This is a genomic window from Marinobacter sp. JSM 1782161 (assembly GCF_011421605.1).
GTDB lineage: Bacteria > Pseudomonadota > Gammaproteobacteria > Pseudomonadales > Oleiphilaceae > Marinobacter_A > Marinobacter_A bohaiensis.
Genome location: NZ_WSSA01000003.1, coordinates 620,628 through 636,391, shown reverse-complemented (window position 1 = coordinate 636,391; position 15,764 = coordinate 620,628). Strand labels below are relative to the sequence as shown.

Annotated in this window: 18 protein-coding genes and 2 tRNA genes; 8 read left to right on the top strand and 12 right to left on the bottom strand. The window is 55.4% G+C overall.

What is annotated here, in order from left to right:
- Nucleotides 1-221 precede the first annotated feature (221 nt).
- The 4 genes from GQB00_RS15765 (at nt 222) to GQB00_RS15750 (ending at nt 3,670) form a co-directional block, all read left to right on the top strand.
- Nucleotides 222-569 (top strand): hypothetical protein, encoded by a 348-nt coding sequence (locus tag GQB00_RS15765; RefSeq protein WP_165857014.1) that lies wholly within the window; start codon nt 222-224, stop codon nt 567-569.
- Nucleotides 570-676: 107 nt separating this feature from the next.
- Nucleotides 677-1,576: a hypothetical protein gene (locus tag GQB00_RS15760; RefSeq protein WP_165857013.1), complete on the top strand. Its 900-nt coding sequence runs from the start codon at nt 677-679 to the stop codon at nt 1,574-1,576.
- 563 nt (nt 1,577-2,139) lie between these two features.
- Entirely contained in the window at nt 2,140-2,817 is a 678-nt protein-coding gene (locus tag GQB00_RS15755; protein ID WP_165857012.1) for a hypothetical protein, read from the top strand.
- 106 nt (nt 2,818-2,923) lie between these two features.
- Nucleotides 2,924-3,670 carry a hypothetical protein gene (locus GQB00_RS15750; RefSeq protein WP_165857011.1) on the top strand — a complete coding sequence of 249 codons (747 nt, stop codon included), beginning with the start codon at nt 2,924-2,926 and terminating at the stop codon, nt 3,668-3,670.
- A gap of 100 nt (nt 3,671-3,770) precedes the next feature.
- Here the strand turns inward: GQB00_RS15750 and GQB00_RS15745 are convergent, their stop codons facing one another.
- Both GQB00_RS15745 and GQB00_RS15740 read right to left on the bottom strand, forming a co-directional pair.
- A complete protein-coding gene (locus GQB00_RS15745) occupies nt 3,771-4,820 on the bottom strand; it encodes a DUF262 domain-containing protein (protein WP_207950810.1) in 1,050 nt (349 codons plus the stop codon).
- Nucleotides 4,817-5,401, bottom strand: a complete 585-nt coding sequence (locus GQB00_RS15740; protein WP_165857010.1) for a hypothetical protein — start codon at nt 5,399-5,401, stop codon at nt 4,817-4,819. Before GQB00_RS15740 ends, GQB00_RS15745 begins: the two co-directional genes overlap by 4 nt.
- Nucleotides 5,402-5,924: 523 nt before the next feature.
- Between GQB00_RS15740 and GQB00_RS15735 the strand changes: the two genes are divergently transcribed.
- The 4 genes from GQB00_RS15735 (at nt 5,925) to GQB00_RS21745 (ending at nt 7,261) form a co-directional block, all read left to right on the top strand.
- Nucleotides 5,925-6,140, top strand: coding sequence for a hypothetical protein (locus GQB00_RS15735; RefSeq protein WP_207950809.1), 216 nt, complete (start codon nt 5,925-5,927; stop codon nt 6,138-6,140).
- Nucleotides 6,140-6,682 (top strand): hypothetical protein, encoded by a 543-nt coding sequence (locus tag GQB00_RS15730; protein ID WP_165857009.1) that lies wholly within the window; start codon nt 6,140-6,142, stop codon nt 6,680-6,682. Before GQB00_RS15735 ends, GQB00_RS15730 begins: the two co-directional genes overlap by 1 nt.
- Nucleotides 6,655-6,903: a hypothetical protein gene (locus tag GQB00_RS15725; protein WP_165857008.1), complete on the top strand. Its 249-nt coding sequence runs from the start codon at nt 6,655-6,657 to the stop codon at nt 6,901-6,903. The genes GQB00_RS15730 and GQB00_RS15725 overlap by 28 nt, the downstream gene beginning before the upstream one ends.
- Before the next feature lie 175 nt (nt 6,904-7,078).
- Complete coding sequence (locus tag GQB00_RS21745; RefSeq protein ID WP_207950808.1) at nt 7,079-7,261, top strand: tyrosine-type recombinase/integrase; 183 nt, start codon at nt 7,079-7,081, stop codon at nt 7,259-7,261.
- Between the two features lie 375 nt (nt 7,262-7,636).
- On the opposite strand, the gene GQB00_RS15715 is transcribed toward GQB00_RS21745, so the two are convergent.
- The 10 genes from GQB00_RS15715 to GQB00_RS15670 form a co-directional block, all read right to left on the bottom strand.
- A tRNA-Met gene (locus GQB00_RS15715) sits at nt 7,637-7,713 on the bottom strand.
- Between the two features lie 144 nt (nt 7,714-7,857).
- Nucleotides 7,858-8,592 (bottom strand): 4'-phosphopantetheinyl transferase family protein, encoded by a 735-nt coding sequence (locus GQB00_RS15710; RefSeq protein WP_165857007.1) that lies wholly within the window; start codon nt 8,590-8,592, stop codon nt 7,858-7,860.
- 21 nt (nt 8,593-8,613) lie between these two features.
- Nucleotides 8,614-9,705 carry a redox-regulated ATPase YchF gene (ychF, locus tag GQB00_RS15705; RefSeq protein WP_165857006.1) on the bottom strand — a complete coding sequence of 364 codons (1,092 nt, stop codon included), beginning with the start codon at nt 9,703-9,705 and terminating at the stop codon, nt 8,614-8,616.
- A 116-nt stretch (nt 9,706-9,821) separates the two neighbouring features.
- Nucleotides 9,822-10,412 (bottom strand): aminoacyl-tRNA hydrolase, encoded by a 591-nt coding sequence (pth, locus tag GQB00_RS15700; protein ID WP_111497417.1) that lies wholly within the window; start codon nt 10,410-10,412, stop codon nt 9,822-9,824.
- Nucleotides 10,413-10,433: 21 nt separating this feature from the next.
- Nucleotides 10,434-11,081, bottom strand: a complete 648-nt coding sequence (locus tag GQB00_RS15695; protein WP_111497630.1) for a 50S ribosomal protein L25/general stress protein Ctc — start codon at nt 11,079-11,081, stop codon at nt 10,434-10,436.
- 194 nt (nt 11,082-11,275) lie between these two features.
- A complete protein-coding gene (locus GQB00_RS15690) occupies nt 11,276-12,220 on the bottom strand; it encodes a ribose-phosphate diphosphokinase (RefSeq protein ID WP_111497418.1) in 945 nt (314 codons plus the stop codon).
- A gap of 52 nt (nt 12,221-12,272) precedes the next feature.
- Nucleotides 12,273-12,347: transfer RNA gene (locus tag GQB00_RS15685), tRNA-Gln, on the bottom strand.
- A 19-nt stretch (nt 12,348-12,366) separates the two neighbouring features.
- Nucleotides 12,367-13,221, bottom strand: coding sequence for a 4-(cytidine 5'-diphospho)-2-C-methyl-D-erythritol kinase (gene ispE / locus GQB00_RS15680; RefSeq protein WP_165857005.1), 855 nt, complete (start codon nt 13,219-13,221; stop codon nt 12,367-12,369).
- Complete coding sequence (gene lolB / locus GQB00_RS15675) at nt 13,218-13,829, bottom strand: lipoprotein insertase outer membrane protein LolB (RefSeq protein ID WP_165857004.1); 612 nt, start codon at nt 13,827-13,829, stop codon at nt 13,218-13,220. Before lolB ends, ispE begins: the two co-directional genes overlap by 4 nt.
- A gap of 35 nt (nt 13,830-13,864) precedes the next feature.
- Nucleotides 13,865-15,631, bottom strand: coding sequence for a tetratricopeptide repeat protein (locus GQB00_RS15670; RefSeq protein WP_228276825.1), 1,767 nt, complete (start codon nt 15,629-15,631; stop codon nt 13,865-13,867).
- Between the last annotated feature and the right edge of the window lie 133 nt (nt 15,632-15,764).

Sequence of the window (15,764 nt, the reverse complement as noted above, 5' to 3'; positions counted from 1 at the left end):
TATAAACAAATGTTAAATCCCCCGGTTCTGAGTTGAATATCCCGTGGTTGAAGTTAGAGTTCTACAGTCCTGCATCGATTGAGTTGCAGGCCTAGCGCAGCTGAAAGGATATCAGCGAAACGGAACGGAAATCCGTCGCAGGAATCACTTTTTTTCCCTCGGCTTTACTGTATTCGTCTGTTTCCTTTCAGATAAATTAAAAAGATCAAGGGAATATTTTAATGTCATCTGTTTCTAAATTCTTCCTCGTATGCCTTTCCTCTCTCGCCATCGTAGGCCAAGCAGTAGCGGCTAATCAGAGTTATTCAGGTAACGTAGACACAATTACCTTAGTTAATTCTGAGGATATTTTTTTAGTTTCGCTGGAAGGCGATTCTTTGGCTGATTGTGAAGGTCAGCGCGTATGGTACAGCAAAGAGAAGCTTGGTGAATTCCGGTTTAAAGCTAGTTTCGCAATGGCTTTGACTGCAAAGGCCTCTGGAGAGGAGTTTGCTGTTGTAACTGATAACACAGTAAACGGCGTAGGTGGCAGATGCTATGCGGATGGTCAGACAGCGAGAATTAAATAATCGCTGGCTATTTGTCCGTTACATGCTGAATGCCAAAGGAAGTTCCTATGAGGTATCTAATACGTTATCTTGTTATATTATTTGCTCTATTGCTACCGGTAATGAGCGTGAGTGCGTCCGAAAAGTACGACGCCGACTATGATGTTGAAGACTACTTTGATGCTCTGATTGACGCTGGTCTACAGCGTGCTTTGGAGATGGCCGAAGAGCAAATCCGGGAACAGCTCGTCGTTAAGATTACGGACCCGGATGAAAGGGAAAAGGTTCTATATAGGCTTTCCAGTAAAGCTGTCGAAAAAATCGAAGATGTGATTAACGACGACAGCAAATCGGATAGTGAAAAGGCCGAAGGTGTAACCGATAAAATTGCTTCAAGCATGCCCGAGTATGATTCGGGTCAATCTGGCTCATTGAATGTGAGCCTGCGGTATTCGCCGGAATTCCTAACAACTGAAGTTTCCTGGGACCGTAAAATCGAGTACCTCGACTGCGATGAGTGGAAGGTCGAAATGGACTGCGACACCGATCCGCAGACCGGACTGGATAACTGCTCATATGACGGTTTCTATGAGAAGGTCGAATACACTGTCGAGCCCGCTTATAAGCTTTTCAGAGTCGTCGATGGCAACCGACAGCTGATGACAAAAATCAACGGTCAGCGAATTCGCGGTGAAGTTGAATGGTCTACGAAGCCCAGTGACTGGGTGAAGAAGATCCAAGACATGCTTGAAGGCTCTGGCAACAAGTATGTTGAAGTTGGCCGAGCTGCGCATTTCGACTTCGATGGAGACATTCGCGAGCCAGGAACCACGCTCAGCTATGTGGTTGAAGCGGATCCGAGTTCAGTTTGGGATAACTCATCGTTCTGCGACTCATCGCATTCATACACCGCTGCGGCAGATTTTGACTCTGATGCTGACGGGTATGCTGACTTCATGCCCAGAAGTGAGTACAGCACTGGTGGTGAGGCGATGAATCCAATCATCAACTACATTCTTTTGGATTAAATAGGTTGCAACCGTGAATAGGCTTCTAGTTTCCGTGTTGTTCCTTGCGATATCCGCAGCACCCGTTGCGAATGCTGCATCTGAAACCCTCAAAGAGAAGACAATAACGCGAATCAACTCTTATGATAGCTTCGCAGCGATCTACTACACACCTGCTTCGAACCACTCTCAGGCTGACTGTGTGGATTCGAATATGCGAGCGGTTATCGACTTTGAGGATGACACATCGAGTAACAGAGAGATGTATGCATTAGCACTTTCGGCGGCTGCTTCGAGAAAGACAGTAAACATAGCTGTTAGCGATTGCTATCACGGCCACCCTGACATCTATCGATTGGATGTATTCTACGAGTAAGTAGGGTAGCTGTTTGGTGCGCCATTGGGTTCAGTGGCGCACCTTTTTGAATAATCCTATTCGGAAGCCTGCTTTTCATTGTGACTGTCGAGGCAGGTTGCCAGGAGTGGTAATCTTCACTCGGTTTTACATTTCCCTCTAGCCGCCCCTGGCGCACCTTGTCTACTATCCAGAGACGCTTATCCGCATCCAGTCAAAGGAGCTGACTGTGAGTTTCTGGAAAACTCTATTTGCCGTTGTTCTTGGCAACCTCTTAACGGTCGTTATCGCCACTGGACTGGCTCTCGCTTTTCTCACGCCTGCTGTCCGGTCTATTGAGACCGCCCTGGGCATCCAGCTACCAGCTGTCGATATTACCGTCGGTACTGTTTCGGAAGACCTGAGCAGCAATGTCGCGACCCGTACGGCTCAGCCGTCATACAGCCGACCTGCTGATCAGATACGAGCGCCCGGACAGGCTCAGGAACCAAGCAATGATTCTGAGGAAAATGCGGGAGCCATCCGCAGCTCGGCTCAGATGTGCCGGTTTTGGAACAAGGAATACGCCACGGACCGCACCATCAAGAGTAAGAAATTTCGCGAACAGGCCTGCAGTCGATATGAGCGCCTGAGCGGCCGATCACGCACGACAGTCATCAATTTCTCTTCTACGTCGACAACTCGTAACGACCAAAGCGAAGTTCTCATCGCACGTCGAGCAGAGGCCGCCAGGGAAAAGAGGGAAGCCGAAGCCCTGGAGCGCCGGTGCGAGCAATTGAATCAGCGTTTGGACTATATTCAGGACAGGTTGAGGTCAGGCTACACCGTCAGCGAGGGAAACCGGTTGAGGGCTGACAGACGTGAACTGAGCCAGGAATATGCGTCAACCTGTCTTCGGGGGCGATAAATAAATCTGTTCCCATTTTGTTTCTCAGCTCCGGGCCATAAATACATCTGTCCCATTTTTGTTAACGGTCGAAGTTTTTCTAAATTAAATGACAATCGAGGCCGCGATGAACGAAAAGGTAAAGCTGCAGCTTGGGCGGTTGAAGAGACGGTATGTTGGAGCAAGTAGCCGCATTGATTGGATAGAGTTCGTGGACCTTATACATTGCCTTAGAATGTGGTGTGAAATAGCCAATGACGAGACTGCTTATCAGGATTTGAAAAAAATAAAAAAATTTAAAACCACCAAGCTTACTAAAAGAGTTTCTCGAGCTATTTCCAGGGGCAATAAGCGATTCCTTCTGATTAAAATGGCTCGACCCCTGACTTGTCGGGTATTATCGGGCAGAGTTGGGTTTAGCGACTATTTGCGCAGTCTTTGGGCAGAAGAGAAGTTCTCTGTAATATCAGGTGTTAGTTTCGATAAGCATAACGGGTCTGTTAGTATTCGTGGTTACTTTCTGGGTAATGTTGAAGGTGATGTCAGTCCTGTTCGTCTTTCGGTAAATCCGCTAAAGGATATTCGTCAGTTCATGTCTAGCTCGATATTGAGTTATTACATAAATGAAGAACGTTGCAACTTTAGTGTGGAGTTCTTGATAAGAAGAATGTCAAATGCGGTGATTGACGCGTCACACTTTCAAGACTTAAGGAAGCATCCGGAGACTGGCGAATTATCCGATGGCGTCCCGATTCTTCTTGCTTCTACAATTGGAGGAATTGATGCTATGTATTTTGTTGGGCTTTATGTTGCTCAGGAAATACTGCGTGCGTTTGATGCTGTTGATGATAATGAATTGAGTTTTGCTTTTTGAAAAGTATTTCCTGTTTTTGTGGTTTTCGCGAATAAGTGAATTTTTCCCTGATTTATTCTAAAGGGACAAAGAGGCTGTCCCTTTCAAGAGAATTTTGTAATCAGCTTTGATCGTCAAATAGTTCAGATAGTTCTGCTTCAAGGGCTTCGAATCTTTTTCTTCTGCTTCCGAGGTCCGTACTGGCTCGGATTCCTGCTCCGTAGTTAACTACATTTACGGAGAATTCAGGCGAATCCTGCTTTTCCGACTTCACATATCTGTCAATACTTTCTGCAAATTGAGTTAATATCTCATTTGCACGTTCTCGTTTTTCCGAGGCTAGAGGTACCTTCTTTATGTTGTTTGCAAAAACGAGAAATAGGGTGTAAAAATCGGTTTTCTTGCTCCATCTCAGTTTTGAGATGTTCGGTAGTATTTCTTCAATCTCTCCCAGAACTCTCCGGAAGGTTTTCTGTATTAGATTTCCATCTTCGAAATACTCTTCGTAGATTTCGTAGTAATGATCTAGCTTGTTCTTCTTGTTTTGATGGCCGTTGATATAAGCAATGGAGAGCTCGCTGATAAACTCAACGTCAAGCATTCTTCTTACATCGTTCGGGGAGAAGATGGTTAGTGATGTCCATTCGTCCCAGTTAGAAATGGAATTCATTAATTCAATGAATGGGCCCCAATATGTAGCCTGTCTTAACTCCTGCTTGTTAAGAGACACTACGTTCCGGTTTAGCCTCTGGAATATCTTTCTGAGTTGGTTTTCGTCCATTTCGGGAAGTTGCCGAACAATGAAGTCGTATTGATAGATTTTCTTTTTGTCCGAAGGAGCAAGGTCTTCGAAACCCATGTCGGCCCAATCTGGGCTGTCTTTTGCATCCAGGGTAAACTTGCCTTCTAGAAATTCTAAGACTGCTCTTAATCGTTGTTGTCCGTCAACTACTATATAGGAAGCTAATCCTAAGTCATTTACTGTATCTTGCATGTAAACTTCAGGGATTGGTAATCCTGATAGTATTGTATCTATTAGGAAGCTCTTCTGCCTATCAACCCATACGGGATTTCTTTGAAATGGAGGCTTCATATGCAGCTCTCCATCGTCGTGTGCTTTTTTTAGCCAATGAACGTTTCTTGTCGTAGTGTTGAGGAATGATTTGCTCAATTCTTATCCTCCAAAATCTTATCTCTTAATTTTGCTAGATTTGCTGTCTGATACTCGGTCAATGATTCAAAGTCTCGATAGATGCGGGCATTAATTTCTCTACCTTCAGTAGGAAATATTTCTGACATTTTGGAGAACGCTTCGAACCACTGTTTACCGAATGGTAGCTTTGTTAGAAGACTCTTCGTGTCAAATGTTCCCCAATAAATTAGGCGCTTTCTATGGTCTTCGAGAGATTGGCGTTGCTTTTGGTTCAGGCTGTACATTTCTGTACCTATGTTCCTGATTGTATGCCATGCTAGCTCAAAGTGATGTCGTGAAATTATAGCTATATCTATGTCTGAGTCTTCGTTGAAAACGCGGAAACCTTTTGATGGATTTAAGCTAAAACCTAAGCATGAGCTTCCGATAATTGATATGGCTTTCCCGTCTACGTTTATCAGGTTGGATAATTCTGATTTCCATTGAACGTAGCTCGCTTGTTTTTCTTCGAAAATGTAAGGGGTTCTATCAATAACCCATTCCTGAGCAACGTTCTTTAAGCTTTTCTTTTGGAGCTCATTGCAAAAGGTGTCAAACATTATATAAATCTTTCTTTTCTCTGCGTCTTTATAGTCGTGCTGTGCACCTTAGCTTTTTTTACCTTCAAAGTTTTTCCGCCTTCTCTGGAGCCACCTTTCCAAAACTTTCCTGGTTACTGCTATCCCTCGGCGCGACTGTCTAACTTTGAGTTCACTTCGTCATAGTCTGGGCTGGTTTGCCCGATCTCTGGTGCAACCTTTCCGCTTATGAGTCAGTAGCCGTACTGAGGGAACACCCTTTCCAGTACCTCCAGCTCGTTGGTGCTTATCCGGATATTCCTGTAGCGCACGCTCTTCCATCTAGCGTGGACGATATCGCTCTCTCTGATAAGACGGTCAAACCCTGCTTTAGAGATTAACTGCTTAGCTCGATCTTCGATTGATTCCATATTGATCTAAAAACACGCATGTGAGCGATGGGTAAATTATTTACCAAAGGCGAAAGGTTTGCTATCGCGGTCTTAAGTTAAAATATTGTACTGCCAAAATGTACCTTTTGACCGGTTTTAGACGTTTTTGACCTATGCCCATGATAGACGACGAGCTGAGCCAGCGCATCAAAGACCTCAACTGGCCCCCGATGATGGAGTGGCGCGAGTTCGCCGACTGGGTCCGCGTAGAGCAGGGTGCTGTCGAAGGCTGGGTAAAGCGCGCCTACATCCCGACCGTCAAGATTGGTCGTCACCGCATGGTCAACATCGTCCGCCTGCTGGAACAAATGGACGCGGAGGAACTGTGATGGACCACGCCGAACTCAACGCCATCTTCTGGCAAGCCGTCAAAGCCTGGGAACAGCGCGACCTGACTGGCCACAGCTCCCTGCGCATCCTGCTGCACAACGCCAGCAGCCGGGGCACCCACAAACGCACCGCGATGCGCCTGCACCACCTGCTGGCCGACTACGTGTGCGCCTGCCCCAGCGAAGTGATCCCATTCGCCGCCTACGCCATGCAGCGGGCCTGCAAAGCCCTCAAGGGCCTGGACGTCGACTTCACCCGCATCGCCCGGGAACAGGCCATCGACACCGTCCACCGCGTCGGCGTCAACCTCATGACGTTGGGCGAACGCGGCGCCGCCATCGACAGCGCCATCAAACTCGAAGGCATGCGCGACGCCTACCACGGCCTCGACAGCCGCCTGCATCAAAAAGCGTCCGACGCCCAGATGGACCTGCTCCAACGCGTCCAACAGCTCGACACAACCGTTTCCCACGCCTTCCAGGCGCATCCTTCAACCGAGAATCTGACCCTGACTTGCCTGGAGGTCTTTTCACAACCCTGAGCCAGCGCCTCGAGCAACTGCCCCAGGTGCGGACCGACCTGCTGGACGACTACCTCGCCCGCAGCAAATCGGCGTTCACCGACGCCCTACTGACCGAACTGGAACGCCAGCACTGCCACAGCCCGGCCTTCGACCGTCTGATCACCCTGCGCGACGCCTGGGACCGAGGCCCGTTGGATCGAAGCCGAGTCCGTCACGCAATCGTCCTTCCTGCCGGGTAAGGTTATGTTCCGGGATACGAAGAGCGGAAAGAGTCGAACCGTGCCGATCGACAAGGATCTGCAGAAAGAGTTGCTGACGGATGCACTGCCAGGACCAGGGCGGATGTTCTTATAGTGCCGGTCGGCATCCCGCAAAGCCTACAAACGATGTGGCCTCAACACGCCGAGTTAGTTGATGCACGTCCTGCGTCATACCTTCGCCAGTCACTCCATGATGAACGGGGGAGATCTGCTGACCCTCAAGCACATCCTGGAGCATGGCAACATAACCATGACTATGCGCTACGCGCACCTTGCGCCCGACCTCCTGGAGTCTGCGGTTAAGCTTGGACCGGTCACCTTCTTGAGACTGAGCTAGAACAGCGTGATGCTATGACGCTAAAGATGTGTTGAGATTTATGCAATCTGTTTTAAGGTTTGCAAAAAAATGGGGCGTAGATAGCGGAGGGGCAGGCATTTCACATTCGAAGTCACCGTTTCAGATTTTATATTTTTTGTTGAAAGAGTTTGTTCTTACGTGTGGGGCTGTTGTCGCGGTAGGCGTGACGACTTCTTTGATATGTCTGCCTTATTTCGCCGCCTTTGCTGCTGTTGTCTGGCTCTTGTCGAAGATCTTTTCATGACGCTTGCCGAAAGAAGCGTACCGGTACGATTTCCAGAATAATGTTTAGGGGGGTAAAAAGGGGCAGCCAATAAAAAAGGGTTACGGTGTTAACCGTAACCCTCTGATATCTGGTAGCAAGGGGCGGAGTCGAACCGCCGACCCCGGCATTATGAGTGCCGTGCTCTAACCAGCTGAGCTACCTTGCCATCCCGTTGGAAGCGCAAACCGCTCTCAACGAGGCGCGTATTCTCGGGATTTTGCGGCGGGCTGTCAACCCCTTTTCCGGGAATTGGCGGAGCGATGTGGCAACGCTGTTTTGCTTGCTCAAAATTTGCCCGGATTGCGGGCTGTCAGCGGCTTGCAGCGCCGTTCGGTGCAACGGCAGTCAGGCTCAGGATAACGCCATCATGCTCGCTGTACAGGCCCTCCAGCTCGGCGCCTGCGCGCCAGTCGTTCGATAGGGTCTTGAGCAATCGCAGTTGGCTGGAGCCGTCCCCGGACAGGCTCACAAGCTCGGCATCGTGAAAGTAGAAGCGCTGGCCGGTGATCGGGTTGAGAGCCTTGAACAGACTTTCCTTGAGGGAAAAGGCCAGAGTGAGGCAGTGGCCGGGTGTGTCGGCCAGCTCGCGCCCGAATCTCCGCTGTTCGTCCGGGGTGAGGATTTCCCGCGCCAGGCGTTGCGCGCGGCGGTCGCTCATGGGGACTTCGGCGTCCAGCCCCAGGCCCTGATAGGCATCGCGGTGTCCGGCGATAACGGCGGCGTAGCCGTGGCTGTGGGTGATGGAGCCAACGCAGGCATCGGGCCACTGTGGGGCGCGGTCGGCGCCGGTGGCGGGCACGCTGGCGATGCCGGTGACCTGTTGCAGCACGTGACGGGCGCAGAGGCGGCCGGCCAGGTATTCCGTGCGGCGCTTGGCGGCGGCGGTGCGGACGTTCTCGGGGGGCTCGATGCCGCAGCGCTCGAAGTCGTCGTCGCTCAGGGCGTCCGGATTGAAGGAGAGGGTGGTGAAAGCCAGCCCCGGCAACCGTTGGCTCCAGGGCCAGCGGTCGTCTCCGGGGCGGCAGCAGGCGGGCAGGGAAGTCATCGGGGACATCCCTGTACCGGCTTATACGTTAAAGCGGAAGTGAATGACATCGCCGTCATGAACGATGTAGTCCTTGCCTTCCAGGCGCCATTTGCCAGCTTCCTTGGCGCCCTGTTCGCCGTTGTTTTCGACGAAGTCGTCGTAGGCCACCACTTCGGCGCGGATGAAGCCTTTCTCGAAGTCGGTGTGGATCACGCCGGCCGCCTGCGGGGCGGTGGCGCCGACCTTGACGGTCCAGGCGCGGACTTCCTTCACGCCGGCGGTGAAGTAAGTCTGCAGACCCAGCAGGTCGTAACCGGCGCGGATCACGCGATCCAGGCCCGGTTCTTCCATGCCCATCTCTTCCAGGAAGACGCTCTTCTCGTCCTCTTCCAGCTCGGCGATCTCCGCTTCCATCTTGTTGCAGATGGGGACGACCACGGCGTTCTCTTCCTCGGCGATCTTGCGGACCGCGTCCAGGTGCGGGTTGTTCTCGAAGCCGTCCTCGTTGACGTTGGCGATGTACATGATCGGCTTCACGGTCAGCAGGCACAGCTCGCGGATCAGCGCCATGGTGTCGGCGTCCAGGTTCATGCTGCGGACCGGCTTGCCTTCGTTCAGTACCGGCAGCAGGGACTGGAAGACTTCCAGCTGGGCCTTGGCGGTCTTGTCACCGCTCTTGGCCACGCGCTCGACGCGCTTGACGCCTTTTTCGACCGTTTCCAGGTCGGCCAGCGCCAACTCGGTGTTGATGATCTCGATGTCCGCCGCCGGGTCCACTTTATTGGCGACGTGGATGACGTTGTCGTCCTCGAAGCAGCGCACGACCTGGGCGATGGCGTCGGTCTGGCGGATGTTGGCCAGGAACTGGTTGCCCAGGCCTTCCCCTTTGGAGGCACCGGCCACCAGGCCCGCGATGTCCACGAACTCCATGGTGGTGGGGATGACGTTCTGGGGTTTAACGATTTCCGCCAGTTTGTTCAGGCGCGGGTCCGGCATGCCCACCACGCCCGCGTTGGGCTCGATGGTGCAGAACGGGAAGTTTTCAGCCCCGATCCCGGCTTTGGTCAGCGCGTTGAACAGGGTGGATTTGCCGACGTTGGGCAGGCCGACGATGCCGCAGTTGAAACCCATGAAAGCCTCTGCTGGATGTGAAAATGTGGAATCGTTGAAAACGTCGAATTATACCGATGTGGTGGCACGGGTGCGACTCCGCGCGGTGCACGCTTCGACGGTGGTTGCGGGTGGAATCAGGCGTCCGGACGAACGCTGTGAAGCGCGTTCATGGCCTTGGGCATCTGCCCGTTGAGCGCGTCCGGCAGGACCCGCATGATCTCGTGGCTGATGTTGTCCAGGTGCGTGGCGTCGGACTTGGTCAGCCGGCCGAGCACGTAACCGGTCACGCGGCGGCTGTCGCCGGGATGGCCGATGCCGATGCGCAGTCGGTGAAATTCTTTGGTGCCCAGGTGGGCGATGATGTCCCGCAGACCGTTGTGACCGCCGTGGCCGCCGTCTTTCTTGAGCTTGGCGGTGCCGGGCGGCAGGTCCAGTTCGTCGTGGGCGACGAGGATCTGCTCGGGCTTGATCTTGAAGAAGTCCGCCAGGGCCTTAACGGATTGGCCGCTGCGGTTCATGAAGGTGGTGGGGTTCAGCAGGTGCAGGTCGAGACCCTGCCACTGAACGCGGGCGTACAGCCCGTGGTACTTCTTTTCCGGACGAAGACTCTGGCCCGCTTCACGGGCCAGAGCTTCCACGAAGAGGGCGCCGGCGTTGTGACGGGTGTTCTCGTAATCCGCACCGGGATTACCCAGACCCACCACCATGACAATTGACTGCGACATGTGCCAGCGCCCCGGGAGTAATTACTCCTGACCTTCGCCTTCTTCACCTTCGCCTTCGGCGTCCTCGGCTTCGTCAGCCTTGGTGCCCTTGGGCAGGTGAACGGAGACAACCGCCTGGTCGTGGTCTTCGCCCTGCAGCAGAGCGGCAACCTGGACGCCTTTCGGCAGCTTCAGATCGCTCAGGTGCAGCGTCTGGTCCATCTGGACGTCGGTCATGTCGACTTCGATGAACTCAGGCAGGTTCTGCGGCAGACAGATCACTTCCACTTCGTTCAGCTGGTGGTTGACCGCGCCACCCTGCAGCTTGACGACCGGTGCGGTGTCTTCGTTGATGAAGTGCAGCGGTACGTTGACGTGGATCTCGTGGTCCTTGTCGACGCGCAGGAAGTCAGCGTGGGTCAGGATCGGCTTGTACGGGTGGCGCTGCAGATCCTTCAGGATGACGCTTTCTTTCTTGCCGTCCACTTCCAGGGTCAGGATGTGAGAGAAGAACGCTTCGTTTTCCAGCGCCTTCTTCAGATCGTTGTGCCACAGGGAGATGGACTGCGCGTCCTTGTCACCGCCGTAAACGACAGCCGGAATTTTACGTTCTTCGCGACGCAGGCGGCGGCTCGCACCTTTCCCCTGGTCGTCACGAAGGAATGCTTCGAGAACAAAATCTTGGGCCATGGTCATAAACCTCAGTATTCACCGTTGCCGACTCGCGACCAAGTCCGGCAGGGTGGTTTCAATGATTCCCGGAAGTCAGCCGTAACCATTTTCCGGGTGCTTAAACAAACAAGGAGCCGATAACGGCCCCATGCTTGAATCCTGTCGGCTTTCTGTCTTGGAAAGCCTTTTAAAACGCGGGCTTACCCGAGTGATTACTCGAACAGCGCGCTGATCGATTCTTCGTTGCTCACGCGACGGATCGACTCGGCGAGCAGTCCCGCCATTCCAAGCGGGCGGATTCTATCACACTTGCGCACTTTTTCATCCAGCGGGATGGTGTCACAAACCACGAGTTCGTCCAGTTGCGAGGCGTTGATGTTCTCAATCGCCGGGCCGGACAGAACCGGGTGGGTGATGTAGGCCACGACCCGGGAGGCGCCGTGCTCTTTGAGCGCGTTGGCGGCCTTGCACAGGGTACCGGCGGTATCGACGATGTCGTCCACCAGGATGCAGGTCTTGTCCTGCACGTCACCGATGATGTGCATCACCTGGGACACGTTCGCCTTCGGGCGACGTTTGTCGATGATAGCCAGGTCGGCGTCGTTCAGGCGCTTGGCCACGGCCCGGGCGCGAACCACGCCGCCGACGTCCGGTGATACAACGATGAAGTTGTCGAAGCGCTGACGTTCGATGTCGTCGAGCAGGACTGGAGTGGCGTAGATGTTGTCGACCGGAATGTCGAAGAAACCCTGGATCTGATCGGCGTGCAGGTCGACGGTCAGGACCCGGTCGATGCCGATGCTGGTGATCATGTCCGCGACGACCTTGGCGCTGATCGACACCCGGGTGGAGCGCACGCGGCGATCCTGTCGGGCGTAGCCATAATAGGGAACGACGGCTGTGATGCGCGTGGCGGATGCTCGACGCAGAGCGTCGGTCATGACCATCAACTCCATCAGGTTGTCGTTGGTCGGGTAGCAGGTCGGCTGGATGATGAAGACATCATGACCGCGGACATTTTCGTTGATTTCAACGGTGGTTTCGCCATCGCTGAATTTGCCGACGGTCGCTTCTCCCAACGGGATGTGCAACTTCTGGGCGATATTACGGGCGAGTTCCGGATGGGCGTTACCGGCGAAGATCATTAACTTGGACACGACGGAGTCCTTCTCAGTTTCAGCGTTGTGTTCAGAAGAAGCGGGAGAAAGGTGGCTGGGGTGGCAGGATTCGAACCTGCGCATGACGGGATCAAAACCCGTTGCCTTACCACTTGGCGACACCCCAGTATCGTGCTTTTTCGGCATCATTCCAGCTCTGTCAGCTTTGTGTGAAGCGGTGAAGCGTTCACCCCTCTTGTGACGAACCCGGTGATGCCGGAGGGTCTGCTAGCCCAAACTTCGAGGGCTTTGGATTCTGTTGGGAAACGTCCAAAAATGCAAGCCCCGGTTCCGGTTAATCTTGCAGGTCCGAATTGTGAAAGCCAGTCCAGACTTTTCCTAACCTCGGGATACAGTTTACAGACTGTATCCTCACAGTCGTTTCGGTACCTCGAGGCGTCTCCCTCAAAAGCGGGGCGTATTGTGCTCGGGGGCGTGTTGCGTGTCAACCCTTCCTGCGAAAAAATCTTGCCGGTGTTGATCTCGCAGTCCGGTTTGGCCACCACGAACCAGTCTTCCGGGGGATGAACCGGGCTCAGCTTTTCCCCCACGCCCTGGGCGAAGGCGGCGAATCCGCGCACGAAAACGGGCACGTCGGCGCCCAGTTGCAGGCCAATCTCCGCCAGGCGGTCGATGGACAGCGCCAGGCCCCAGAAATGGTTGAGGCCGAGCAGGGCGGTGGCGGCGTCCGAGCTGCCGCCACCGATGCCGCCGCCCATCGGCAGTCGCTTGGTCAACTGGATGTGCACGCCGGGCAGGTTACGGCCCGCCTCGGCCTGCAGCTTCCGCGCGGCGCGCAGGATCAGGTTGTGTTCGTCCGGCACGCCGGGCAGGGCCGGGGACAGGACGACGTCGTGTCCGTCGGCGGGCCCGAACGCCAGCTCGTCCCCGTACTCGAGAAACTGGAACACGGTTTCCAGCTCGTGGTAGCCGTCGTCCCGTCGTCCGGTGATGTGCAGGAACAGGTTCAGCTTGGCCGGTGCTGGCAGGGAAAAGCTCATCGCGCTGTTCCCAGTGGCTGCCACTGGGTGATCACCAGACGGATGCGGCGCTCGCCCTTGAGTGCGGTGATCCGCGCCGGCAATTCCGGGTAGTCGTCGATGAATCGGTTCCAGCGATCGAAGCGGATGTCCCAGCCCTGCTGGCGGATGGCCGCGAGCTGGTCCTGCTGGTCGAACAGCAGTTCGAAGTCACCCTCCGGCGCCGGCAGGCCGCGAATCCACCAGGTCAGGCTGTCCAGCGGGAACTGCCAGCCGGTGGCGGCCTCCACCAGTGACTGGGGATCCGACGACCGATAGATCTCGCCGTCGGAGGTGGTCAGGGTCAGGAAGCCGGGCATGCCCTGCAGTTCGGTGCGCCCCATACCGAGAAACGCGGAGGACAGCAGCAGGTGGTACTGCTCGTCCACCTGGCGCCACTGATTGATCACGGCGGAACCGCTGTCCTCCGGCTGGCGCACCGCGAGCTTGCCTTGTAATTCCCAGCGGCTGAAGCCGGTCAGCGTCTCGCTGCGCTGGGCCCAGTCCGCCGGTGGCTGGCGGGTCAGGCCATCCGGCAAGGGTTCCCGGGGAACACTGGCGCAGGCGGCCAGCAGCAGGGTCAGGGCCATACCGGAAAAACATCGGGCTGTGCGGAACAACGACATCAGAGTGATTGCTCCTCACCCAGGCGCTCCATGGTGGCCGGGATCTGCGTGTCGTCGGGATGTTCGTCCAGGGCGCGGCGCCAGATCACCCGGGCCTGCTCCTGCTCGCCGTTGACATAGAGCGCCTCGCCGTAGTGGGCGGCCACTTCCGGATCGGGGAAGGCGAGGTAGGCCTGGCGCAGGTAGTCGATTGCCTGCGCGATGTTGCCCAGCTTGAAGTGCACCCAGCCCATGCTGTCGAGAATGGCCGGGTTATCCGGCTCCAGTTTCAGGGCTTTCTCCAGCAGTTGGCGGGCCTCCGCATAGCGTTCGGTGCGCACGGTGAGAATGTAGCCCAGGGCGTTGAGGGCGACGGCGTTCTCCGGTTCGTTGTCGAGGATCTGGCGCAGGTCAGCCTCGGCTTCCTCGGTGCGGTTCATTTCGTCGAATAGCATAGCGCGGGCGTAGCGGATGCGACTGTTGTCCGGGAAAGTCTGCAGCGCTTCTGTGGCGGCTCCCAGAGCATCGGCGTTCTGCTCCAGGTCCAGCAGGGTGTTCACTTCAATCAGCCAGAGACTTTCGGCGGCATCCGGCATCTGCTCGCGCAAGGTCCGCAGATCACGCAAGGCGCCGTCCAGGTCGTCGTTGGCGCCGCGCAGGTGGGTGGCGCGGGACAGTGCCGGCAGGAAATGCGGGCCTTCGCCCACCTGCTGGTACTGGGCGATGGCTTCATCCACGTTGTTATGCTCGTCGGCGATGCGGCCCAGGTAGTAGTGGGCCTCGTCCAGATGCTCGCCGTCTTCAACCAGTTGCTGCAGCGATGCCCGGGCCGGTTTGACGTGGCCGTTCTCCAGCGCCACCAGGGCATAGGACAGGCGCAGGCTGGGCTCGTCCGGGAAGCGGTTGGTCAGCGCTTCGAACTGGTCCTCGGCGGCCTGCATCTGCTGTTCCTCTATCAGCATGCGGCCATAGAGGGTGCCCAGTTTGCGGTTGTCCGGATAGCGGCGGGACTGGTGACGCAGGTAGTCCAGCGCTTCCTGGGATTGGCCTGTCTGGTAGAGCAGGTCGCCGCGTAGGATGATCGCCGGCTGGAAAGGCTCGCCGTCGGATTCGTCCAGCAGCGGTTCCAGTTTGGTGAGCGCGGCATCGAACTGACCCTGGTTTTTCAGGAGCAGGGCGATGCCGTACTGGATTTCTTCGTTATCCGGGTGGCGGGTTTCCAGGTCGCGGTAGAGTCGCAGCAGTTCGGCCTGGTCCTCGGCCGGCAGGCGGGCGGAAATCGCGGCCAGATCGTCGAAGTCCGCGTCCTCGCCCTGGGCCAGTATCTGCTCCATGTGGTAGAGCGCCAGGTCGAAGTCCTTGTGGCGCACGTACTGGATGGCGGCCACGCGATGGGCGTCGAGGCTGTCCGGTTCAACGTCCAGCCACAGGTTGGCCAGTTCGAGCTGGGCGTTGTCGCTGTTGAGTGACTGGGCGATGCGCATGGCCCGCTTGATGACGCCCAGATCGCGGGAAGACTTGGCGGCCTCCACATAGTTGACCAGGGTCACGTCGTAGCGGCCACGCTGGGCGGCCACTTCGGCGGCCAGCAGGCTATAGAGAGTGTCCTGGTCGAAATCGGCGTAGTCGATGGGGGGCTCTTCGGCCGGGGCGGCCGCATCCTGCGCCGCCATACTGTCTTCCGCTTGTTCGCTGTCGGACAGGCTGGCACAGCCGGCCAGCCCCAGTGCCAGCATCAGGGCAGCAACAGGGAATACGCGTGTCTTGGGGATGTGTCCGGTGGCCATTGGCTTGGGGAACCTCTGATTGAGTACGATCCTTTGAAGAGAGGTCTGTCAGCAAGTCCCTGAAAAAGTTCGGTAGAACTTCGCCGAACGACCTGCCGAGCTGTGCCGGTTATAATGGCATAAGGGTCTTGGC